At 59.3% G+C, this 23,153-nt stretch carries 19 protein-coding genes and 1 riboswitch (1 of these 20 cut by a window edge); of the genes, 6 read left to right on the plus strand and 13 right to left on the minus strand.

Annotated features, from left to right (window positions below; translation table 11 throughout):
* Positions 1–152: riboswitch (TPP riboswitch) on the minus strand (it extends 72 nt beyond the left edge of the window).
* 206 nt (positions 153–358) lie between these two features.
* Positions 359–1,792: a TolC family outer membrane protein gene (locus tag ACIOVB_RS21270; RefSeq protein ID WP_187677912.1), complete on the plus strand. Its 1,434-nt coding sequence runs from the start codon at positions 359–361 to the stop codon at positions 1,790–1,792.
* 94 nt (positions 1,793–1,886) lie between these two features.
* Here the strand turns inward: ACIOVB_RS21270 and waaA are convergent, their stop codons facing one another.
* Positions 1,887–3,161, minus strand: a complete 1,275-nt coding sequence (gene waaA / locus ACIOVB_RS21275) for a lipid IV(A) 3-deoxy-D-manno-octulosonic acid transferase (protein ID WP_401271079.1) — start codon at positions 3,159–3,161, stop codon at positions 1,887–1,889.
* An 11-nt stretch (positions 3,162–3,172) separates the two neighbouring features.
* Positions 3,173–4,069, minus strand: a complete 897-nt coding sequence (locus ACIOVB_RS21280) for a LysR family transcriptional regulator (protein ID WP_401271081.1) — start codon at positions 4,067–4,069, stop codon at positions 3,173–3,175.
* A 109-nt stretch (positions 4,070–4,178) separates the two neighbouring features.
* On the opposite strand from ACIOVB_RS21280, the gene ACIOVB_RS21285 reads away from it, so the two are divergent.
* The 4 genes from ACIOVB_RS21285 (at position 4,179) to ACIOVB_RS21300 (ending at position 7,607) form a co-directional block, all read left to right on the plus strand.
* Positions 4,179–4,511 (plus strand): multidrug efflux SMR transporter, encoded by a 333-nt coding sequence (locus ACIOVB_RS21285; protein ID WP_187677915.1) that lies wholly within the window; start codon positions 4,179–4,181, stop codon positions 4,509–4,511.
* A gap of 114 nt (positions 4,512–4,625) precedes the next feature.
* On the plus strand, positions 4,626–5,801 hold the full coding sequence (locus tag ACIOVB_RS21290) for an FAD-binding oxidoreductase (protein ID WP_187677916.1): 1,176 nt from the start codon (positions 4,626–4,628) through the stop codon (positions 5,799–5,801).
* Positions 5,798–6,610: an aldo/keto reductase gene (locus ACIOVB_RS21295; RefSeq protein ID WP_401271084.1), complete on the plus strand. Its 813-nt coding sequence runs from the start codon at positions 5,798–5,800 to the stop codon at positions 6,608–6,610. Before ACIOVB_RS21290 ends, ACIOVB_RS21295 begins: the two co-directional genes overlap by 4 nt.
* A gap of 31 nt (positions 6,611–6,641) precedes the next feature.
* Positions 6,642–7,607, plus strand: a complete 966-nt coding sequence (locus tag ACIOVB_RS21300) for a metal ABC transporter ATPase (RefSeq protein ID WP_401271086.1) — start codon at positions 6,642–6,644, stop codon at positions 7,605–7,607.
* Between the two features lie 14 nt (positions 7,608–7,621).
* On the opposite strand, the gene ACIOVB_RS21305 is transcribed toward ACIOVB_RS21300, so the two are convergent.
* The 4 genes from ACIOVB_RS21305 to msbA form a co-directional block, all read right to left on the minus strand.
* On the minus strand, positions 7,622–8,308 hold the full coding sequence (locus tag ACIOVB_RS21305) for a hypothetical protein (RefSeq protein ID WP_401271089.1): 687 nt from the start codon (positions 8,306–8,308) through the stop codon (positions 7,622–7,624).
* A complete protein-coding gene (locus ACIOVB_RS21310) occupies positions 8,309–9,283 on the minus strand; it encodes a glycosyltransferase (protein ID WP_401271091.1) in 975 nt (324 codons plus the stop codon). It abuts the gene before it with no gap.
* A gap of 126 nt (positions 9,284–9,409) precedes the next feature.
* A complete protein-coding gene (gene hldE, locus ACIOVB_RS21315; RefSeq protein ID WP_401271094.1) occupies positions 9,410–10,831 on the minus strand; it encodes a bifunctional D-glycero-beta-D-manno-heptose-7-phosphate kinase/D-glycero-beta-D-manno-heptose 1-phosphate adenylyltransferase HldE in 1,422 nt (473 codons plus the stop codon).
* Positions 10,832–11,071: 240 nt separating this feature from the next.
* A complete protein-coding gene (msbA, locus tag ACIOVB_RS21320) occupies positions 11,072–12,874 on the minus strand; it encodes a lipid A export permease/ATP-binding protein MsbA (protein ID WP_401271096.1) in 1,803 nt (600 codons plus the stop codon).
* A 154-nt stretch (positions 12,875–13,028) separates the two neighbouring features.
* On the opposite strand from msbA, the gene ACIOVB_RS21325 reads away from it, so the two are divergent.
* Positions 13,029–14,894: an O-antigen ligase family protein gene (locus ACIOVB_RS21325; protein WP_401271099.1), complete on the plus strand. Its 1,866-nt coding sequence runs from the start codon at positions 13,029–13,031 to the stop codon at positions 14,892–14,894.
* Positions 14,895–14,952: 58 nt separating this feature from the next.
* On the opposite strand, the gene ACIOVB_RS21330 is transcribed toward ACIOVB_RS21325, so the two are convergent.
* Genes ACIOVB_RS21330 through ACIOVB_RS21360 form a run of 7 tightly spaced genes read right to left on the minus strand, consistent with a single transcriptional unit; the run spans position 14,953 to position 23,112 of the window.
* Positions 14,953–15,837, minus strand: coding sequence for a glycosyltransferase (locus tag ACIOVB_RS21330; RefSeq protein ID WP_401271102.1), 885 nt, complete (start codon positions 15,835–15,837; stop codon positions 14,953–14,955).
* Complete coding sequence (locus tag ACIOVB_RS21335; protein ID WP_401271104.1) at positions 15,834–16,973, minus strand: glycosyltransferase; 1,140 nt, start codon at positions 16,971–16,973, stop codon at positions 15,834–15,836. The genes ACIOVB_RS21330 and ACIOVB_RS21335 overlap by 4 nt, the downstream gene beginning before the upstream one ends.
* The gene (locus ACIOVB_RS21340; protein ID WP_401271106.1) at positions 16,915–17,853 is read right to left on the minus strand and encodes a DUF6625 family protein; all 939 of its coding nucleotides are present in this window, start codon (positions 17,851–17,853) and stop codon (positions 16,915–16,917) included. Before ACIOVB_RS21340 ends, ACIOVB_RS21335 begins: the two co-directional genes overlap by 59 nt.
* A gap of 52 nt (positions 17,854–17,905) precedes the next feature.
* Complete coding sequence (locus ACIOVB_RS21345) at positions 17,906–19,348, minus strand: PIG-L family deacetylase (RefSeq protein WP_401271109.1); 1,443 nt, start codon at positions 19,346–19,348, stop codon at positions 17,906–17,908.
* Positions 19,345–20,241, minus strand: a complete 897-nt coding sequence (locus tag ACIOVB_RS21350) for an antimicrobial resistance protein Mig-14 (RefSeq protein ID WP_401271111.1) — start codon at positions 20,239–20,241, stop codon at positions 19,345–19,347. Before ACIOVB_RS21350 ends, ACIOVB_RS21345 begins: the two co-directional genes overlap by 4 nt.
* Positions 20,241–21,371 carry a glycosyltransferase gene (locus tag ACIOVB_RS21355; protein ID WP_401271113.1) on the minus strand — a complete coding sequence of 377 codons (1,131 nt, stop codon included), beginning with the start codon at positions 21,369–21,371 and terminating at the stop codon, positions 20,241–20,243. Before ACIOVB_RS21355 ends, ACIOVB_RS21350 begins: the two co-directional genes overlap by 1 nt.
* Positions 21,355–23,112, minus strand: a complete 1,758-nt coding sequence (locus ACIOVB_RS21360; RefSeq protein WP_401271115.1) for a carbamoyltransferase — start codon at positions 23,110–23,112, stop codon at positions 21,355–21,357. Before ACIOVB_RS21360 ends, ACIOVB_RS21355 begins: the two co-directional genes overlap by 17 nt.
* Between the last annotated feature and the right edge of the window lie 41 nt (positions 23,113–23,153).

Raw genomic sequence — 23,153 nt, forward strand, 5'->3', positions numbered from 1 at the left:
AGTTTGTTGATCTTTTTATCGGTGTATGTTCTTGTGGTGTGTTTTGGTTTTGTGTTTTGTTGTTTGTTTTGGTTGTGCTTTCTTTTTTTTGTTCAACGGGATCCGAAATTATTCGATCTCAGCCTCATAGCAAGGCACCCCGACAAGAACCCGGCCAGTCTAGACACAACCGGCAAAGAACGCCAACACCGCGGCAAACACCATGATGAATGGCGCAATTGGCAGGACTTGCAGGATTGTTGCCGCTTCAATGCACAACTACACTCGCCTTGCCCCGCTGCGCCTTGACGCTGCAGGGGCTGCGCCGTAGCCTTGGCGCGCACATTATTTCCATAATATTCATGCTAGGGATCGCCTCATGCTGCGCAAACTTTCACTGGCTCTTGCCGTGTCTTGTGCGTCCAACGCAATGGCCTGGGCAGCAGAAGCGCCCTTGTCGAGCAAAACCGATCTGGTCAGCGTCTATCAGGAAGCGGTCGACAACAACGCCGATCTGGCCGCAGCCCGCGCCCAGTATGGCGCGCAGAAAGAAGTGGTGCCGCAGGCCCGCGCCGGCTTGCTGCCGAACCTGTCCGGCGGCGCCGAAGTCGCCGACGTACGCACCTCGATCGACCAGCCTTCGGCCATTGCCAACCGCAGTGCGCATTCCTATCAGGCAACCCTTGCCCAACCGCTGTTCCGCGCCGATCGCTGGTTCCAGTTCCAGGCCGCCAAAGACGTCAATGAGCAAGCCGCGTTGCAACTGTCGGCTACCGAGCAGAACCTGATCCTGCAATCGGCCGAAAGCTACTTCAACGTGCTGCGCAGCCAGGACAATCTAGCCTCGACCAAAGCTGAAGAAGCGGCGTTCAAGCGTCAGCTCGACCAGTCCAACGAGCGCTTTGACGTCGGCCTGTCGGACAAGACCGATGTGCTGCAATCGCAAGCCAGTTACGACACCGCGCGGGCCAACCGGATCGTCGCGCAGCGTCAGGTTGATGATGCGTTCGAAGCGCTGATCACCCTGACCAACCGCCAGTACAACGCGATTCAGGGCATCGTGCACACGCTGCCGATCCTGCCGCCGGCACCGAACGACGCCAAGGCCTGGGTCGACACCGCAGCAAAACAGAACCTCAATCTGCTGGCTAGCAACTATGCCGTCAGCTCGGCCGAACAGACCTTGAAGCAGCGCAAGGCCGGCCACTTGCCGACCCTCGACGCCGTGGCCAAATACGAAAAAGGTGACAACGACGCCCTCGGTTTCGCCAACCCGAACGCCTTCGGCACTCCCTACCGTGGCAACGTCGAACAGAGCACGCTGGGACTGCAACTGAACATCCCGATCTACAGCGGCGGGCTGACCAGCTCGCAGGTGCGCGAGTCCTACTCGCGCCTCGATCAAACCGAACAGCAGCGCGAAGGCCTGCGTCGGCAAGTGGTGGAAAACACCCGCAACCTGCACCGCGCGGTGAACACCGACGTCGAACAGGTGCAGGCGCGCCGCCAGTCGATCATCTCCAACCAGAGCGCGGTGGAAGCCACGGAAATCGGCTATCAGGTGGGTACCCGCAACATCGTCGACGTGCTCGATGCGCAGCGTCAGCTGTACTCTTCGGTGCGCAATTACAACAATACCCGCTACGACTACATCCTCGACAACCTGCGCTTGAAGCAAGCCGCCGGCACGTTGAACCCGGGCGACTTGCAGGATCTGGCGCGTTATCTGAAAGCCGACTACAACCCGGACAAAGACTTCCTGCCGCCGGATCTGGCCAAGGCTGCCGAGGCGCAGCTCAGGGCGCGGCCTTAAGCCTTAAAAGCAAAAGATCGCAGCCTTCGGCGGTTCCTACATAAATTCTCTGTAGGAACCGCCGAAGGCTGCGATCTTTTTGCTTTGCTACTGACTACTTGATCAACCTGCCCAACCCATCCAGCAATCGCTGCAAAGCGCCCTGATTGCGGCGCATCACCGCCAGCCCAGCCTCAGCCATGCGCTGCGCATCACGTGGCAGTTCGAACAAGCGCTGCACTTCCACCGCCAGCCCTTCAGCATCATCCACCTCGACCAACGCCCCGGCTTCGCGCAATTGCGCGGCGATGTCGAGGAAGTTGAACAGGTGCGGACCGCTGAGCACCGGTTTCGCCAGGGCTGCCGGCTCCAGCAGGTTGTGCCCGCCGTTCGGCACCAGACTGCCGCCAACAAAAGCGCTGTCCGCCAAGGCATACAGAAACAGCAATTCGCCCATGGTGTCGCCGAGCAGAACAGATGTTTCGGCCGCAACGTTAGCGCCGGTCGAGCGGCGCACGGTGGCAAACCCTTCGCGTTGGCACAGTTCGAACACCGAGTTGAAGCGCTCCGGATGACGCGGCACCAGAATCAACAGTGCATTCGGATAGTTGGCCAGCAGACGACGATGAGCATTCAGCACCACTTCATCCTCGCCTTCGTGGGTGCTGGCAGCGATCCATACCGGACGCTCCAGCGCCTGCCATTGGCCGCGCAGTTCAGCGGCGCGTTGCAGCAGTTGCGGGTCGATGGTCAGGTCGAACTTGATCGAGCCGGTGACTTCGACAGTCTTAGAGCGTGCGCCGAGATCGCGGAAACGCTGCGCTTCGGTTTCGGTCTGCACGGCGAAAAAACTCATCTCGGCAAGCATCGGCGCGGTCAGTTTGCTGAAGCGGCCGTAGCCCTTGGCTGAGCGTTCGGACAATCGACCGTTGGCCAGCGCCACCGGAATGCCGCGCTTGGCACATTGGTGAATGTGGTTGGGCCAGAGCTCGGTTTCCATGATCACCGCGAGCTTCGGCTGCACGCGATCAAGAAACCGCGCCGCCGCGCACGGCAAGTCGTACGGCAGGTAGCAATGCTGGATGCGCGGCTCGTTGGCGAACAGTGCGTGAATGCGTTCCGAGCCGGTTGGGGTCATGCAGGTCACGGTGATCGGCAGCTGTGGATAACGTTGCAGCAAGGCGCGAATCATCGGCGCCGCGGCAATGCTTTCGCCCACCGATACCGCATGTACCCAGATGCCGCCGGGTTGCAGTGTCGGCATGCCATAAGTGAAACGTTCGCCAATCCGTTTGGCATACGCCGGCGCCTTGCGCGCCCGCAGCCACAGCCGAATCGCCACCAATGGCAGCCCCAGGTAAAACAGCGCGGTGTAGAGAGTTCTATTCATGGCGCCGGAGTTTATCGACTTTTGTCGCCGATCGCCTGCAAGTGCACGGCAAAACGTTCTGCCAGCCAGCGGGCGGCCGGGCCGAGCGGCTCGTCGCGGCGCCAGACCAGTTCCACCACCAGCGCCGGCGGCGTCCATTCGCTGTCGAGCTCGACCATCAAGCCCTGATACGCCGAATACTGCACCACATGCCGAGGCAGCCACGCCCAGCCAAGATCCCGCACCAGCCATTCGGCCATCACGTAGAAACTGTCGGCGCGCCACACCTGCGGGCTGGCCGGCTCGTTGCCGGGATAAACGCTGGTTTGCGTGGACATCAGCAATTGCCGGTGTTGCGCCAGTTGCTGGCAGGTGACGTAGGGCTGAGTCGCCAACGGATGATTGACGCCGCAGACGGTGACCATTTCCACGCTGCCCAGCACCCGCCGCTCCAGCGCTTCGGGAATTTCATCGTGATAGAACAGCAGCCCGAGATCGGCGCGACGTTCGACCAGTTTGCGTGAAACTTCGCCTTGGGCAGCGCTGGTCAGTTGCAACTCCAGACTGGGAAATTGCTCGGCCAGCGCGCCAAAACTTTCCACCAGCGCCTGATAGGGCATGGCTTCGTCCTGCGCCACACGCAATTGCGCTTCCTGGCCGCGCATCATCGCCATCGCCCGACCGTTCAGGCGCTCGCATTGGCGCAAGACTTCGCGGGCCTCTTCCAGCAACGCATCGCCCGCTTCGGTGAGGCTCGGCTGGCGGCCGCTGCTACGCTCGAACAGGCTCACGCCCAGATCGTCTTCGAGCATGGCGATGGCGCTGCTGATCGCCGACTGCGCCTTGCGTTGCTGGCGTGCGACGGCGGAGAACGAACGCTGTTCGGCGACATCGACAAATACCCGTAGCTGATCAAGATTCCACTGCATGCTGGCTCACCAACCCATCTTCAAAACAGATAGGTAATGACTTTACCCCATCTGGTGAATCTCTAAAATGCCGGCTCAGAAAGCAACGTTTTACATGAGGATTTGAACCATGAACGCCTACGCCTACCTGGCTATCGCCATTTGCGCCGAAGTGATCGCCACCGTTTCGATGAAAGCCGTCAAAGGTTTCAGCACCCCGCTGCCACTGCTGCTGGTGATCGTCGGCTACGGGATCGCCTTCTGGATGCTGACGCTGGTGGTGCGCACGGTGCCAGTGGGCGTCGCTTACGCGGTGTGGGCCGGGATGGGCATCGTGATGGTCAGCGTTGCGGCGCTGTTTATCTATGGGCAGAAGCTGGATATCCCGGCGATGCTGGGGATGGCGTTGATTGTTCTGGGTGTTGTAGTTATCCAGCTGTTCTCGAAAACCGCCGGGCACTAACGGGCAAGCTCGCTCCCACATTTGGTTTTGCGTCAGCTCTGTTGATCATCGACAAATCCGCCTCTTTCCCGAGTCTGTATACTGCGCCCTCGTCTTGAACACTGAGGTCGTTGCATGCCATCCGTTATTTCCACCGACGTTCTGATTGTCGGCGCTGGTGTTGCCGGCCTCTGGCTGAACGCGCGCCTGCGCCGCCAGGGTTTTTCGACCGTGCTGGTGGAAAGCGCCAGCCTCGGCGGCGGGCAGAGTGTGAAATCACAAGGCATCATCCACGGCGGCGCCAAGTACGCGTTGCACGGTGCGCTGACCGGCGCCTCGGAAGCCATCGCCGACATGCCGCGCCGCTGGCGTGAAGCACTGGCCGGCGACGGTGAACTGGATCTTTCCGGCGTTCGTCTGCTCTCCGAAGCGCATTACCTGTGGTCGCCGGGCACCCTCGCCGGCAACCTCACCAGTTTCTTCGCCAGCAAAGCAGTGCGTGGCCGTGTCGATCAGGTCAAGGGCGAGCAATTGCCGCCGGCGCTGCAAGACAAGCGCTTCAAGGGCAAGGTCTATCGTCTCGCCGAACTGGTGATCGACGTTCCGAGCCTGATCCAGCGTCTGGCCGATCTGGCCGGTGATGGATTGCTCGCCGGGCAAACCATCGAGCCGCTGCTGGAAGCTGGCGTGCTGGTCGGCCTGAAAGTCGACGGTCGCGAGATCCGCGCCCAGCGCATCGTCCTCAGCGCCGGCGCCGGCACTGCCGATCTGCTCACCGCTCTGGGCCTGAGTCACCCGGCCATGCAACGCCGCCCATTGCACATGATCATCGCCAAGGGCCCGGGCCTGAAACCGCTGTACGCCCACTGTCTGGGCGGCGGCACCAAGCCGCGCATCACCGTCACCACCCACCCGGCCGCTGATGGCCAGTGGGTCTGGTACATGGGCGGCGACATTGCCGAGAGCGAAGGCGTGAACCGCGAGCCAGCCGAACAGATCGCCACCGCGCAAAAAGAAATCTCGCAGTTGCTGCCATGGATCGACCTCAGCACCACGCAATGGGCAACCCTGCGTGTCGACCGTGCCGAGCCGCTGCAAACCGGTCTGACGCGCCCGGACAACGCCTTCCTCGCTGAAGAGGGGCGCTTGCTGGTTGGCTGGCCAACCAAACTGGCACTGGCACCAGACTTCGCTGATCGGGTGATCGCCTCCTTGCAACGCGACGGCATCCAGCCGCAAGCCATTGCACCACTGCCACCTCTGCCAAAACCGCCGATGGGCGTGCCTGCCTGGGAGCAACTGCTGCCATGACGATAGCGACCCTGCACGACTTGCACCGCCCGCTGGGCAGCACCGGCCTGATGGTTTCGCCACTGGGTTTGGGCACGGTCAAACTTGGCCGCGACCAAGGCGTGAAATACCCCAACGGCTTTCAGATTCCCGATGACGATGACGCGCGCCGGCTACTCAAACTCAGCCGCGATATGGGCATCAACCTGATCGACACCGCGCCGGCCTACGGTCGCAGCGAAGAGCGCCTCGGCCCGCTGTTGCGCGGCCAGCGCAATGACTGGGTGATCGTCAGCAAGGTCGGTGAAGAGTTTGCCGACGGCCTGTCGCGCCATGACTTCAGCGCAGCGCACACGCGGATGTCGGTGGAGCGCAGCCTGCAACGTCTGGAAACGGATTTCATCGATCTGGTGCTGGTGCATTCCGACGGCAACGACATGGCCATCCTTGAGCACGAGGAGGTTTACGCCACACTTGCGACGCTCAAGGCTGAGGGCAAGATTCGCGGCTTCGGCTTTTCAGGCAAAACCGTCGAAGGCGGATTAAAAGCACTGGAGCAAGGCGACTGTGCGATGGTCACCTACAATCTGAACGAACAAAACGAGAAAGCTGTCATTGACTATGCTGCTGCCCACGGCAAAGCCATTCTGGTGAAAAAAGCCCTGGCCAGTGGTCACGTTTGCCTGAGCCCAGGCTTCGACCCGGTGCGCGCCAGCTTCGAGTTGCTGTTTGCCCAGCCTGGCGTGGCCAGTGCTATTGTCGGAACGATCAATCCGCTGCACCTCGCCCACAACGTTGCGACCGTTGCCCAGGTCCTTCGTGGTCACTGACGCCGCCCCGCGGCCTTAAGCAGGAGCCGATATGCCGCGCACGCTCATCAGAAAGAACCCGAGCAACTTCAAGACCCTGCCCCTGTACGTAGAAGCTACGCCCGAAGGCCTGACCTATCAGAGCGTCGGCATGCCGCTGAACTTCGCGCAGACCTTGCAACGACGCAAACCGGTCAGCGTGGCGGACGCCGAGCGCTTCTCGCTGGAGCTGGCCAATCTCGGGGTTTCGGTGCGCCTGACCCTGCACTGGCAAAATCGCGATTACTGGGTGTTGGTGCGTCAGCGGCGGCAGGATCGCGGCGATGTGGTGCTCAAGCTGATTTCCGGTTACGTGCCGGCCCACGAACTGAATATTCCGCTGCACACGGCCATTCAAGAGATCGCCGAAGAGTGTTTGCTGGAAACCCCGGAGGGCTGGCTCGGCGGGCGCTTCAACGACACCTGGCTGCCGGCGCCCTACTCGTCCGCGCTGCATTATCGCGAAGCCCTGCCGTTTCGCCTGACGCCACTGTCCGGCGCAGCACGACCGGTGCGGTGCGCCAATCTGCAATTGCAGGAGCGGCCGCTGGCCTATGTCCATTTACCGACCGCTTCATTGCAATTGATCTACGACCTGCGTCTGGACGTGCCCAAGGAAGCCAAATCCCTGAGCCTGTTCCACGTCGATGAGCGTCTGGAAGGTGATCAACTGGTGGCGCGGCTCGACCGCAAACGCCCCGACCTGTACTTGATGCCGCTCAAGGACGGCGCGCCACTGGCCGAGCTGTACACCCTCAAACGCGACAAACTCCTGCCGGCCAGCACCCGTGGACTTTACCTGGCCGAGAGCTTTGCGACCCAGCAAGGCTGGGTCGTGCGCGACGAGCGGATTCGCTGGAAAGACTGGGTCGTGCAACAGGGCCTGCAACCGGCGAAGCCGCCTCGCGCGGGACTCAAGCAATTGAGTCTGAAGGCGCTGAGCCTGGTTGGAATCGGCAAGAAACGCGCGAGCAAATAGCCGGTTAGCATCTTTTATTTTGGGCGAAACAGCTTTTGCCACCAACGACGAGGTTGCAGGGGCACCACGATAACGTCTGAAGCCTGAAGCCAGTTCCGCTCATAATCCCAGGCATGGCCACCCCACAGTTTTCCTGCTTCATTGGAAAAACCCAGGGTCATGAGCTGATAGGTAAAACCGGCATGGCCGCGCAACCAGTCGAACAGCACCAGCGTGCTGAACCCCGTAGAAGGTCCAGCGTAGAGCTTGCCTGAGGGGCGATTTACCGGATAGTTCAACAGCGGCGGCAATGGAATACGATCCATGTACATGGCCACCCCCGGCAACGGAGACATCGGAGTTATAGACCCCACCAAGAGGGTGAAACAACGTTCGCTCGCCTGATCTAACAACCGCTGCACATCAGGTCCGCAGGGGAGCCCGAAAAAGTACGCATCCGGCGCATTGCATCCGTGCACAAAAATATTCACGCTTCGCGAATTGAGCAGTGGTGCCTTGATGCAGGTATTGAAACTGACGACGACGTCATTGTCGCCAATGTTCAGCGCCTGAAAATCCGCCGCCGTAATCGCTGGATTGTTCGCGATCAGCACGACCCGCTCCGCACGACTCAGACACTCACGCAACGGCTCAGGCAACGCGTCCACGATAGACTGGTCACCGCCGGGTAGCGCATCCAGCGCCATCTGTTCGTTTTTCATTCAGACCAGTACCTTCATGCCGTAACGCAACTTGACCCAGAACCGCGTGAACCGCGAAGGCGGCTGCCATGGGCGCATCTCGCGCTGGATCTCAGTGGCGAGGGCCTGGCCGACACGGGCGAAGGAATAGCGACTCTCTGCAAAGGCCTGGCCGTTTCTGGCGATACGCTCTGCCAGTTGCGGGTCATCCTGCAGCAGTTTGATCTTTTCCACTGCCTCGTCTTCGCTGCGATAAAACACGGTGTTGTGCATGTCTTCGAAACCGAGCAACTGGTCTTCTTCGCCCTGGCTCCAGGCCAGCAGTACACAGCCGCAGGCCATGGCTTCGAAGTTCTTGATCATGAACTCGTTCATGCCGATGTCGGCGCTGACGAAAATCTTGATGCGATTGAGCGTTTCCAGGTATTCGGAGCCCGATTTTGTGCGGGTCACCAGCATACCGGTGCGCTGCGTCAGGGATTCGAGCAGCGCCTTGCGCTGGGCGTACTCGGTGCTTTTCAGGCTGCCGAGAAAACCGATGGGAATGTCGCGCTCGGCACCGGTGTTGCGCAGCATCTGCTCGTCGTAACCCTTGGAGACGAACACCGTGTCGATGCCTTCCGCCAGCATCTTGCGGGCCACCACCGCACCGGACACCAGCGCCCGGCAACTCGGCAGACGACGGTAGAGACGCGAATACACGCCACGGTATTTACTGGCAGGCATGTAGTTCTGGTAGGCGTCGTGTTCGAGAAAAACCAGCCCGGGAATACACTTGAGCACCCGCAGTTGCGGGGCCAGGCGCTTGACCCGGGAGAAGATCACCACACGGTCGAAAGTCTGGTAATCGACCGAAGCCAGAAACGGTCCCAGGTTCATCTGTTGCTGCTTGCTCAAGCGGTAGATGACACATTCATCACAGTTCTGCTGCACGATGTCGTATAGCCGATCAAGAATGACCCGCTGCTCGCCCATCACCAGGAGCATGACTTTCATAGGTTAATTGACCACGCGACGCAGGCAGGCGCAAAGGATTCAACCCTGCCAACATCAACGGAAACGGTTAGTTCCCCAAGGCAAAATCCTTTCACACGCAGCTCACAACGACAAAAATTCATCTGATCAGCGACTGCGGATTTTTTCGACAATCGCGGTCGTCGAGCTGTTTTCCACCAGCCCCAGCACTTTCACAGTGCCGCCATAAGCCGTCACGATGTCGGCGCCGACAACCTGGTCGATCCCGTAATCGCCGCCCTTGACCAGTACGTCCGGTTTGACCTCGCGCAACAGATTTTCCGGCGTGCCTTCAGAGAAGCTGATAACCCAGTCCACCGCCCCAAGCCCCGCCAGAACCGCCATGCGCCGGTCGACACTGTTGATCGGGCGACCAGGCCCTTTCAGGCGGCTGACCGACGCGTCGTCGTTGACTGCGACAATCAAACGATCGCCCTGGGCCCGCGCCTGTTCCAGATAGGTCACATGGCCGGCGTGCAGGATGTCGAAGCAGCCATTGGTGAACACGATTTTTTCGTTGTGCGCGCGGGCATCGGCGACCGCGAGAATCAACTGCTCCAGGCCCAACACTCCGCGCTCGGAACCTTCTTCACGCTGAATGGCGCGACGCAGTTCCGGTGCGCTGATGGCCGCCGTACCGAGCTTGCCGACCACGATGCCTGCCGCCAGGTTGGCCAACGCCACCGCATGAGGCAGATCCTCGCCCGCCGCAATGGCCGCCGCCAGGGTGGAAATCACTGTGTCACCGGCACCGGTCACGTCGAACACTTCACGGGCCCGGGCCGGCAGGTGCAGCGCAGGCTGGTCAGGACGCAGCAGTGTCATGCCATGCTCGCCGCGAGTCACCAGCAAAGCGCCGAGCTCCAGGTCGTGCATCAGCGTCGCACCCTTGCTGACGAGTTCGTGCTCATCGGCGCATCCGCCGACGATGGCTTCGAATTCGCTGAGGTTCGGAGTGATCAGGCTGGCGCCACGGTAGATCGAGAAATCCTTGCCTTTCGGGTCGGCCAGCACCGGAATATTCTTCGCGCGTGCCGCCTGGATCAATGCCTGGTGGTTTTTCAGCGCGCCTTTGCCGTAATCGGACAACACCAGCACCTTGATGCCTTCCAGCAGGTCGTCGACCTGCGAGCCGAGTGCCAGGGCGTCGGTGGCGAACGGTTCTTCGAAGTCGATACGCAGCAATTGCTGGTGCCGGCTCATGACCCGCAGCTTGACGATGGTTGGCTGATGCGCAATGCGCTGGAACAAGGCTCGTACGCCCGCGCCCTTGAGGCTGTTGCTCAGGCTGTCGGCGGCTTCGTCGTCACCGGTCACACCGACCAGGGACGCCGGCGCACCCAGCGCGGCAATGTTCAAGGCAACGTTCGCGGCACCGCCCGGACGATCTTCGATTTGCTCGACTTTAACGACCGGCACCGGGGCCTCAGGGGAAATCCGTGAGGTTCCGCCATGCCAGTAACGGTCGAGCATGACATCGCCGACCACCAAGACAGGGGCTTGATCGAATCGCGGCATGGACAACTTCATGGAGCAACCCACATACAAAATGAACAGGGGCGCGATATTAACACAGGGTTGCGCAAGCTAGCGCGGAGCTGGCAACAGGATGAGCCAAAGCGTTTTTTTGCTCATTTCTGACAGGGAAAGCCGCGAAAACGACCTTTGGAGAATCTTGGGCAAACATGAATAGCCTGCTGGCGACGGTGGAGCGCGCATGACATTAATGTCGAGTGCGTCACAACCATCGTGAGCAGGCTCGCACCTGAGTCAGGCGATACCTTCGACCGAAGCATCAAGGCCCATGGCATTGAGGCGCGCGTAGTAGCCGTTCTGCGCCAGCAGCCCATCGTGGGTGCCGCGCTCGACGATCCGGCCCTGATCCATGACCAGAATCAGGTCGGCCTTCTCGATGGTCGACAGACGATGCGCGATCACCAGGGTGGTACGCCCCTTCATCACTTGATCCAGTGCCGCCTGAATATGCCGCTCGGATTCGGTGTCGAGGGCCGAGGTGGCCTCGTCGAGAATCAGCAGTGGTGCATTCTTGAGCAAGGCTCGGGCAATCGCCAAACGTTGACGCTGACCACCGGACAGCAACACGCCGTTCTCGCCGACCTGGGTATCCAGGCCTTCAGGCAACTGCTCGATGAAATCCATCGCGTAGGCATCACGTGCGGCTTTTTCGATATCTTCACGCGGTGCGCCGGCCAGGTCGCCATACGCGATGTTGTTGGCCACGGTGTCGCTGAACAGTGTGACGTGCTGGGTCACCTGAGAGATGTGGCGACGCAGGTTGAGCAGTTTGTACTGCTCGACTTCCACACCGTCGATCAGGATCTCGCCTGTGTCGTGGTGGTAGAAGCGTGGAATCAGGTTGGCCAGCGTCGACTTACCGCTGCCCGAACGCCCAACCAGTGCCACCATCTGCCCCGGCTCGGCCGAGAAACTGATGTCATCGAGCACCTGACGATCGGTGCCGGGGTAGGTGAAGCTCAGGTTGCGCACATCGAGACGACCAGTAACGGCATCGCGCTCAACCGTGCCGGTATCAACTTCCGGCGCCACATCCAGTTGCTCGAAGATACTTTCGGCGCCGGCGACACCTTTCTGGATGGTCGAGCTGACTTCAGACAACTGACGGATCGGTTTCGGCAACAGGCCGGCCAACGTGATGTAGGCCACCATATCGCCCGCCGAGGCATCACCACGCAGATACAGCACGAGGAACATCAGCACCGCCATGGCGCTGTAAATCACCAGTTGCAGCAACGGCGTATAGATCGCCCCGGTCCGGGTCATCCGCAGTTGCTTGTCAGTATTGCCCTGACTGGCATTGAAGAAACGCTTCTCTTCGTAAGCTTCGCCGCCGAAGCTGCGCACCACGCGATAACCCTGGATGGTTTCCGACGCCACGTGGGTCACATCGCCCATCGCCGCCTGGATTTTCTTGCTCTGCTTGCGGAATTTTTTGCTTGCGGTACTCACCATAATCGCGATCAAAGGCAGAATTGCGACCATCACCAGCGTCAGCTTCCAGTTCATGAACAGCAACGAGGCGAAAAGAAAGATCACCGTCATGCCTTCACGGATTACGACCTTGATCGCATCTGTTGCCGCCCCCGTGACCATCGTCACGTTGAAGGTGATACGCGAAATCAGGTGACCGGAGTTATGCTTGTCGAAGTAGCGGTTTGGCAACACCAGCAGGTTATTGAACAGTTGCACGCGCAAATCATGAACCAGGCCGAGTGAAACCTTGGCCAGGAAATAGTTGCCCAGATAAGATCCCAGCCCCTGCCACGCGGCGATCAGGATGATCAGCAGCGGCACGGCCTGCAACAGCTGCAAGTCACGCAGGTAAGGCACGGACGGGAATAGCACCGCTTCAGGGTTGGATAAACCGTCGACAAAGTACTTGAGGATGTAACCGAGCATCGGCTGGGTCGACGCAAAAATCAGAAAACCGACGATGCTGATCAGGAACAAACTGATATACGGCCGAACATAGCCGAGCAGGCGGAAGTAGATTTTCAAGCTCGAAGGGCTTGCGGCAGGACTGGAGTCGGTCATATCACGCGAGAGTCGATAAAAAGGACGCTGACTTTAGCACAGCTTGTTCGGGGTTCTGGCAATCGGCTAAAGGCTGTTATTGTAAGCCGGCTTTTTCAGCACCAAATAGCCATCATCGAAATGGCCGATCAACTTCAGGATTGAATCTCACAGCATGCAACTTCGCGGCTTAAGCAGTACGTCTTCCAGTCGAGTCTTCGATTTCATCAGCCTGTGGACTCTTCCGGTCGGCTATTTTCTTCTCTTGTGCGCGCTGTTCTTTCTGCCGGGCCGCAGCTTGCTTCACAAGCTGTTCTACGGGCTGTTCAGCATTCCTACGTTGATTGCTCTGTGCCTGCGCCCGCGCGAACTGAAAGAGTTGCTGCGCGAACCGATCTTCATCGCGCTTCTGGTGTTCGCGGCGTGGGCGTTACTTAGCCTGGCCTGGGGGCCGAGTGGCAAGTCACTCGGCAGCCTGTTCAAGCCGCCGTTGCACATATTGATGCTCTTCGCTGGCAGTTACCTGCTGGTGCGCTACCGTAGCGACATCCTGGCTCCGCTGCTGTTGACCGCAGCGCTGGTCGCATTGGTCGCCACAGCCTGCTTTCTTGTTCCGTTCATCAGCCACTACGAGCCCGGCCAGCGCCTGATCGGCGGTGGCGCGTTCGACAACCCGCTGCTCAGCTCGCACCTGTTCGGCTTTTTCTGCGCCTATTGGCTCAGCCTGAGCATGACTTGCAAGCAGAGCCGATTGCTGTGGTTGAGCGTGCCAGCGATGCTGGTCATGTTTGCAGCGGTCATTGGCACTGGCTCAAGAACCCCTCTGATGGCGCTGACCATAGCGGCGATATGGCTGGGTTTCATCTGCTGGAACCGCCGCTCGCTGATGCTCCTGAGTGCACTGGCTCTCAGCGGCGCAGCAGTAATCGTGCTGTTCTCGAAAATGCTTCTCGAGCGCGGCGATTCGTATCGCTTTGAAATCTGGCAGTTGGTCCTGGAAAAGATCGCCGATCATCCATGGATCGGCCATGGCTATAACGCCAGCATGGCGATTGATCCGGGGGTGGGCTACAACTTCGAGGAGCCGCACAGTTTCGCGCTGGGCGTGCTTTATTACGTGGGTATTCTTGGCCTTCTGCCATGGTTGTTTCTCCAGGCTTGGGGGCTGCTGAGCAGTTGGCGCCAGCGCGTGCAGCCACTGTTGATCATCGCCTCCACCTGGCTGGTGTTTGGCATCGGTGCCGGTTTGACCGAAGGCGGCGGGATAATCTCCCGCCCCAAGGAACACTGGTTCCTGCTATGGATTCCGCTGGCATTGATCGCGGCATTGAGCATCAATCAGCGCGCCCGGCGTCTGCTGGCAACGCCAGTGCAAAAGCTGGCGGTGACTGATCTTCAGCGACTGAGCAGCGATGCCCAAGTGATCGAAGAAGACGGCCTCGGCCCCAAGGTGCTGCGTTTGGCCGACGGTAGCTTTCTTAAACTGTTCCGCCGTCGCCGCTGGTACACGTCGGGCAGCTTTAACCCTTACTCCGAGCGTTTTGCGGTCAACAGCGAACAGCTGCGTACGATGGGTATTCCTACGCCCAAGGTGCTGGATTTGTATCGCCTTGAGGACGGCAGCAGCGCAGTGCACTATGCGCCGCTGTCTGGGCACACGATGCGACAGGTTCTGCAAAACACCACTGCATCCCCAGTCCGCGGGGCACTGGTCGAGCGTTTCGGTAAATTCATGGGCCAGTTGCATGACCAAGGCGTGTATTTCCGCTCGCTGCACCTGGGCAACGTCCTGGTCATGGAGGACGGCGAGTTCGGACTGATTGACCTGGCAGACCTGCGGATCTACCCGTCGGCCCTGAGTCTTTCGTTACGCCAACGCAATCTGCGCCACATGCAACGTTACACGGTCGACAAGCACTGGCTGTTCGAGGAACACCTCGACGCATTGCTACAGGGATACGCAGTGACGTCGTCCGAATCCGCTGTAAATAGCCTGCGCAGACAGGTGCTCGCCGGCGCGACGCCGATCCAGGCTCATTGATAAGCGCAACCCACCGATCATGGCTTCCTGCTGAGCTCGCTCAGCAGGATCAACAATCTCAGTCTTTCTCCAGCGGCGAAAAGTACAGACGAGCCAATCCCCGCCAGGTCTTTTTATTCCATGCCTTGAATGGAATCTGCGCCAGCAGTTCCCGCGCCAGTTGACGGTCGCGGTTTGCAACCTTGAGGAACATGGAGCTAAGGAATTTGTAGCGCACGTGGTCGTACAGCGGATGATCACTGAACAACGCGTAAGTGCGCAGAATGTTATCGATCATGAAGCGGTGGTTCTTGTACGAATTGGTAGCGTGCTTGCGATAACGCGCCATCAGCACGCTCAAGCCATCGATAAAGTAACCGGCATGGGCCACCTTCAGTTCGATCGCCAGATCCTCAAGACGAATCGTCGGATCAAACCCGCCGACCTTATCCAGCGCTTCGCGGCGGATCATCAGGGTTGGCGCCGGCGGGTAAGGCTTGCGCTCCAACAACATGTCTTCGAAATCCAGACGACGGAACGGCACATCGCGGCGCTGGCGCTTTTCCGGATACAGGTTGCCGTCGGCGTCGATCAGCTCGATGTTGCCGGCGCAGATACCGACCTCCGGTTTGCCCTCCAGGTAAGCGACCTGCGTGGCAATGCGCTCCGGCAGCATGATGTCGTCAGAGCCGAAGGGTACGATCAGGCTGCCCTTGGAACGCGCGATTGCACCGTTTAGCGTGTTGGTCAGGCCCTGATTCTGCTGCACACGAAAATCGAACCCATGCTGCGCCTGCAAGGCGTTGATACGTTCGACGCTGTCATCTTTCGACCCATCGTCGATGACCAGCAGCTCAATGTTCCTGTAGCTCTGATTGATGACGCTGAGGATGCTTTCTTCGATGTAAGGGCCGTGGTTATACGACGCAATAATGACCGTGACGATAGGTTGTGCGTCGCTCATTGCTGCTCCAGGCCAGAGTCAATCAGGTTCAGGTATTCCTGACGGAACACCTGGATGTCGTGGTGTTCCTGCAGATATCGATACGCCTGAGCGCCCTTGGCCTTGAGTTCCTCGTCCGACAGCGCCAGATAAGTGTCCAGTGCTGCGACCAGGCCAGAAACGTCTGTTGGCGTAACAGCCAAACCGCCAGCGCCTTCGATCAATGGCAACATCGCCGGCACGTTCGAAGCAATCACTGGCAAGTGTCCGCTCATGCCTTCCAGCAGCGCCAGACCCAGCCCCTCAGCCAGTGAAGGCATGGTCCAGATATCAAACGCACGCACGTATTGAAGAGCGTTTTCCTTGAAACCCAGCAGATGCGCACGACCGCTCAGACCCAGTTGTTCGATCTCGGCCGCCAGCGGCGTCTGTAAACGGCCGGCACCGATGATCGCCAACTGCGTGTCGGGATATTTGTCCTTCAGCGCAGCGAACGCCTGCAACAGATAGGTGTGCCCCTTGACCGAGACCAGCCGCCCCAGAGCGCCGATTAGGCGCACATTCGGCTCGATACCCAGCAGCGCGCGCGCGCGCTCGCGGCTGTGCTGCAAGCCTTCGGCCTGCTCGATATCGATAGCGTTGGTAATGGCCCAGGTGTTGGTATCAGTGAAACCGCATTTGCAGTCCAGCAGATAGTGTTTGACCGCCGGCGACACACCGACAAAGCGCCAGTGCCGGTCGATCAGACGCTGAGTCTGACGCCGTCGGTAAAAACGGTCGTACTCACCGAAGCCGTGAGAGATGCCAATGCACAACGGCACTTTCAGCCAGCGATTGAGCGTCAACATCATGTTCACCGGTTTGAAGCGGTTGCAAATGACCACGTCGAACTTTTCCCGCCGGCAGAATTTGTACAACTGCCACATCGCCCGCAGGCGCAGCCCTTTGAGGGACTTGTCGGAAAACTCAAAATACACCGAGCGGTCAGCCCGGCTGACAGCCTCTCCTGGCCCCGGTTTCCCGCGCAGAAACGCTGCGGTTACCTCATAGCGATCAGCCGGCAAGGCTTTGACAATCTGCTCCGCGAGGTCGGCGAAATCATGGGCTTTGACGTTGTAGTCTGGCTGCAGTTGCAGAACCTTTGACCGTTGACTCATAAATCTCCCCGTGGAAACCCGTTGCATCGATGATCCAGGCCGGATCGGCGGCAATACGCCTGATCTCAGCCGGATCGGGTTGAGGCAACCGTGACCACTCGTTGCGCTTCCAGCAGACGAAATGGAAATACGGAAACCGGCGATCGCCATCGCGATCGTTACTCAAATTGCCATCGCACCAAAACCAGCGACGCGGAAAATCATCGGTGCCGTCGTGCCACTTGATGCAGCCACCGGGCGTACTGAATGCTTCGGTGAACTCGCTGCGGCGACGCCACGGATTGAGCTTGCCCACCAGAGTGAAAAAAGGTTCAGGAAAATTCTTGCGCCAGAGAAAGATGCGACTGAATGCCCCCTCGTCCAGCGCATGGTGCTCCTGATCAGTGAAACGCGACCGCCAATCCTTGATCCGCATGAACAGCTCACGCTTGCGTGCCGTGTTGCGCATCAGACACAAATGCCCGGCCACCCGACGTTCATGAGTCGAGAACAGGTCATAACCGGCCAATCGTTCCGAGGTGAAGTAACTTCGCAGGTCACCGTACACAAGGTCAATATCGCCGAATGCCCAGAAGTCGTAGCCGTGCAATCGATCAGCATGGATGTGACCCAGAGCAGGCTTAATGTCACATAACTTGTAGGCCGCCCGGGGGGCAAACTCGATCCCCAGGCGCTTCGACACCAACTCACAATAATCACCGAACGTCACGGCCTCGACCGTAACGTTGGGCGGCAGATCCGGTGGTGTGCCGCAATCGCTGAACAGCAACCAGTCGATGTCGGCATTGCGCCGACAACTCTCCAGGAAAAACGGCATCCAGAATGGCCATTGGCCAAAATACGGAATCAGAAACAAAATCCGCGGACATGGATTAATCAAAGCAAATCACCAGAATTATCAATCATGCGCCAATGTTAAGCAGCGAAAGTCTTCAATTATGCTGCCCAGATGTATCCTGATGCTTCAAAACCCAAAACAATTCCTGTCGTCTTACGGCTTTTCTGAAAAATTCGCTTTCTCCAAACACTGACGGCTCTCGGCGGGCCAGCAGCCGCTGGAACAATCGCCGAAGCCGCCGCTTGTAAGGTGCTGGCGGTTGTAGATCGTGCATCATGCCCAGCGCCATGGCCTTGTCGCGCTGCTGTGTTATCGACAGCGGCAGACACCACGGCTGCATGGGCTCGGACGCGTCAAACGCCGGCGGCAATGCAATGCCTTGACCTGTATCGCCCATCGGCCAGCGGTCGTTGTCGTGCAAGTGATTGGCGTAGCCGAGCAAAGTGGGTTGCCATTCAAGCCCGCGCAAGGCTTCCAGCACTGCTTCCTGGGCGCAGACATGGTCCGGATGCGGATCGAGCGTGGGGTGCGGCAACACGATCACATCCGGCCGCGCCCGCGTCAGCACTTCCCGCAGGTCAGCCAACAGATTGTTCCAGGTCGGCGCACCATCGGTATCGCCGGGCAAGGTGAATGGGTTCAGTCGGCGGAACAGCCGGGTGTCAGTCAGATCAGCTTCACGCGAGGCCACAGGTTGACTCGGTGCAGCCTGCATCGCTGCCAATTGCAGGCAAAAATAACCAAGCTGCACGCAGTTTTCATGCGGCACGCCGGCCCAGCGGGGTACGGTGAGGCTGTCCCAGGCACGCAATCGGCCCTTGAGCCGCGCCGCCTCAATCTGGTTCAAACCCATTTGTTGATAGTGCTCGGCTTCGATCTCGCCAGCGGTCAGGGTGACGATCCACGTATCCTCGGCCTGGCTGTACAAACCATATGCCGCGAGCTCGGCATCATCAGCGTGCGGTGCGATGACCATAACCCGCTGGCGACGATAATCAGGTTGTTCCAGCGCCCATAACACAGGCTCGCCAAACACCCGGCAAAAGCGCCCGCGCAGGCGCAATTGACCTTGGGACAAGGTTTGCGCCTGACCGCTGAGGTTCAGGTAACGCAGACCGTTGACCCCACGCTCGAAGGTTTGCGCGTCAGGATTGGTACCGCCGGCCAATTCGACACGCGGATCGAGGAAGCGCCCCAGCCAAGTACTTTTCACTCGGACAGCGAGGATCAGCGTGGCATCATCCTCCAGCATCACACCGTCATCGAGGCGCAATTGTTCGCCGCTCAAGTGCACCTTCGGTTGCGGCGTAAACGGTGGGAAACTGTATTGGTAATCGTCTTTTGGCGAATAGAACAGATGATCGGCAAACCACGCTTCGTGGGCAATCCAGCCGACGACCGCCAACACCAGCGGCAACCACCAGGCCACCACAGTGCCCAAGACAATCAACGCGACCAGCGCAATCAACAGACCGATGCGTTTATTGCGCCGGTGGCGCTTGAGCAGTTGCTGCTTACGGCTCGGGGGCTGACTCATACGGTGAACACCGGCACGGGATTGCACCAGCGATCCTTGTATTCACGGTCGGCGCGACCGAAGGAGAAACGCAGCGGCTTGCTCTGCGCGCGGGCATGCTCCCAGGCGCTTTGCGTGTTGAGAAAACTCAGGACACTGCCGGGGCTGAATTCGCGGGTTTCTGGATCGACCCCGCCATTGATGTACTCGACGCTGATCCACTCTGCTGCTTCAACGCGGTACACCAGTTGAATGGCAATCGGCGCATCGTTGAGGAAAATCACTGAACCGATCAACAGTTCGCGCAACAACTCGATGACCTCGGCCATACGCGCAGCGCCTGTTGCCGGAAAGCCCCAGCGACGCTCAAACAGATCGCAATAAATCGCAGCCAGTTCGCGGCTGGAATAATCGCTGACCGGCCGCACCACACCGCCCGCCTCTTCCAGCAGACGTAATTCGCGACGCTGGTTGTAGCGAAATTTTTTCGACAGTTCTTCCGGGGTGCGGGCCATGGCCAGTTGCTCAGTCTGCAACTTCAGACCGCTGAAGCGGTGTTCGTTGAGCACCGACAGGTAGCGGGCGCGATGGCGCAGAGGCGCCAGAGCATCCGCAGCGCCCGGCAGGATCAGCTCTGCGTTGCCGAGGTCGAACAGCCCTTTTTTACCATTGCGCTTTAGCACGTCCTTGGATAACGCCAGATCACGTCCCCAGGTAGGGATCGCGGCTTTGACTTCGCCCTGTTGTTCCCACGCCAGGTAACGCACCGGGATGCCGGCCAGATTCGCCAGACGCTCGACCACCAGTGGATGGGTCGCAACACTGCCGCCAAATCGCTGCCAGGCCTGTGCATACGTTGAGGCATCAACATGCGACCAGCCACGTTCACGCCAGCCTTGAAATCGGTTGAGCATCAGCCCCTCGGTGCCAGATCGGTAACTTGTGGCAAGTGCCAGAAGACGTCGCGCACCGCGCTGTCGCAGAAACGCTCACACAAGCGCTCGAGCATCATTTCAGCGCACTGTCGACGTTGATGATCGTCCATCGCCGCCAGATACTGCAGCCCCTGGGCCAGACGCTCGGCATCACCGAGCGGGAATAGAATACCCACGCCTTCGACTACCTCCTTCGACCCGCCGCATGCCGTTGCGAGCAACGGTACGCCTGCGGCCATGGCCTCCAGCAGCACCATGCCAAACGGCTCATGATCGGAACTCAGAGCAAATACATCGAAGGCGCGAAAGTAATTGCGCGCGTCCAGCACCTGACCGAGAAACAGCACCCGTTCACCAATGCCCAACTGATGGGCAAGCTCTTTGAGATCCTGCTCCAGACGCCCCATACCGAGGATTACCAGTTGGCTATTGGCCGGCAAACCGGGCAATGCCGCAGCGAAACCGTGCAGCAACGTGGCTTGATCCTTGTCCGGGTGCAGACGGCCGACGTTACCGACGATCCACGCATCCTCCGCTAAACCAAGGGCCTGGCGCGCTTCGCGAGCAGAAACCTGACGGGTCTGCAGTGCAAGCACATCAATGCGGTTGTACAGGGTCTGAATGCGCTCGGCCGGCCATTTTGGCAGGCACTGGCGTATGTCGTCGCGCACTGAATCGGACACACCGATCAGGCTCAGACGCTTGCGGAAAAAATGCGCAAACCATTTGCGCGTGGCGCGTTTGTAATCTCCAAACGCGTGATGCACGCCAATCACCGGCAGCGAAGTGCCGAGCATGGCGATGTAAATCGGCTTGAAGCGATGGGCGATGCAAAAACTGAAATTGCGCGAAGCGGCGATCTTTCGCAGATCACCCACGGCACCCAGCTTCAGGCCACGAATGGCCTTGGAACTGTATTCCATGAACAACACTTCATCGGAGGCGCAGGCCGCAGCCACCTCGCTATCGGCGACCCCGGTCAGAAAAACCGTAGTTACCCGATAGCCGGTGCCTACAAACAGGCTGGCATATTGCCGCGCGCAGTCCAGGAACGGCCCGTCATAGCCGTGACAGAACTGCAACACATGGCGTTCAGCCGCGCGTGTCATAAGCGTTTGCGCCCTCTTTGACCACCAGAATATCTTCCATGATCAGGTATTCCAGATCGGAGCCGAAAAACATGTTCAGCGCGTCGGTCGGCGAGCAGATCATCGGTTCACCTCGACGGTTGAGCGAGGTGTTCAGCGACACGCCATTGCCGGTCAGATTTTCCAGCGCCTTCATCATGTCGTAGTAGCGCGGATTGTACTCGCGCTTGAGCACCTGGGCACGGGACGTACCGTCTTCGTGGACGACTTCCGGCACGCGGGTCTTCCACTCTTCGGCCACTTCAAAGGTGAAGGTCATGAACGGCGCCGGGTGATCAATCTTGATCATCTGTGGGGCGACGGTGTCGAGCATCGACGGGCAGAAAGGCCTCCAGCGCTCGCGGAACTTGATCTGGTGGTTGATGCGGTCAGCCACGCCAGCCACGCTCGGGCAACCGATGATCGAACGGCCACCCAACGCACGCGGACCAAACTCCATGCGCCCCTGGAACCAGGCAACAGGATTGCCTTCAACCATGATTTTGGCGATCTGCTCCGGCATGTTGTCGAGTTTGCGCCAGGCCGGCTTGCTCTCGTGACGGGCACACGCGGCGATCACGTCTTCGTTGCTGTAGGACGGGCCGAGGTAGACGTGCTCCATCTTCTCGACCGGTACGCCACGGGCGTGGGACACATAGGCTGCTGCGCCAACTGCGGTGCCGGCATCGCCGGAAGCCGGTTGTACGAACAATTCCTTGATGTCATCACGGGCGATGATTTTCTGGTTGAGCTTGACGTTCAACGCACAGCCACCGGCGAATGCCAGTTTGCCGGTTTCCTTGAGCACATCGCCCAGGTAGTAGTCGATCATCTGCAACGCCAGTTTCTCGAACAGCGCTTGCATGCTCGCGGCGTAGTGGATGTAAGGTTCGTCAGCGATATCGCCTTCACGTTTCGGGCCAAGCCATTCGATCAGCTTCGGCGAGAAGTAGAAACCCTTGCCCTTCTCTTTGTAACGACGCAGGCCGATCACGTTGGCGTAGTCGGTGTTGATCACCAGTTCGCCGTTCTCAAACGAAGCCAGACGCGAGAAGTCGTATTTGCTGGCGTCACCGTATGGCGCCATGCCCATGACCTTGAACTCGCCGTCGAGCATCTCGAAACCGAGGAATTCGGTGATCGCACCGTACAGGCCGCCGAGGGAGTCCGGATCAAAGAATTCCTTGATCTTGTGGATCTTGCCGTTTTCGCCGTAACCGAAGAAGGTCGTGGCGTACTCGCCCTTGCCGTCGATACCGAGGATCGCGGTTTTCTCTTTGAAACCGGAGCAGTGGTATGCGCTGGAAGCGTGAGCCAAATGATGCTCGACGGGCTCGATCTTGATTTTTTTCGGATCAAAGCCCAGTTGCTCGAGGCACCAGACAATCTTGTTGCGATAGCGCTTGTAGCGACGGTTACCCATCAGGATCGCGTCGAGGGCACGGTCCGGGGCGTACCAGTACCGCTTGGCATAGTGCCAGCGGGCCTTGCCGAACAGGCTGATCGGGGCGAACGGGATCGCAACCACGTCAACGTCGGACGGCTTGATGCCGGCCTGTTCAAGACAGAACTTCGCCGACTCGTAGGGCATGCGGTTCTTTGCATGCTTATCGCGTACGAAGCGCTCTTCTTCAGCCGCCGCCACCAGCTTGCCGTCGATGTACAAGGCTGCTGAAGGGTCATGGCTAAGGGCGCCGGACAGGCCAAGAATCGTCAATGCCACAGGGGTCTAGCCTCTTTAGTCTGCATGCAGGCGCGATGCGC

This window comes from Pseudomonas sp. NPDC087639 (genome assembly GCF_044743385.1).
Classification (GTDB): domain Bacteria; phylum Pseudomonadota; class Gammaproteobacteria; order Pseudomonadales; family Pseudomonadaceae; genus Aquipseudomonas.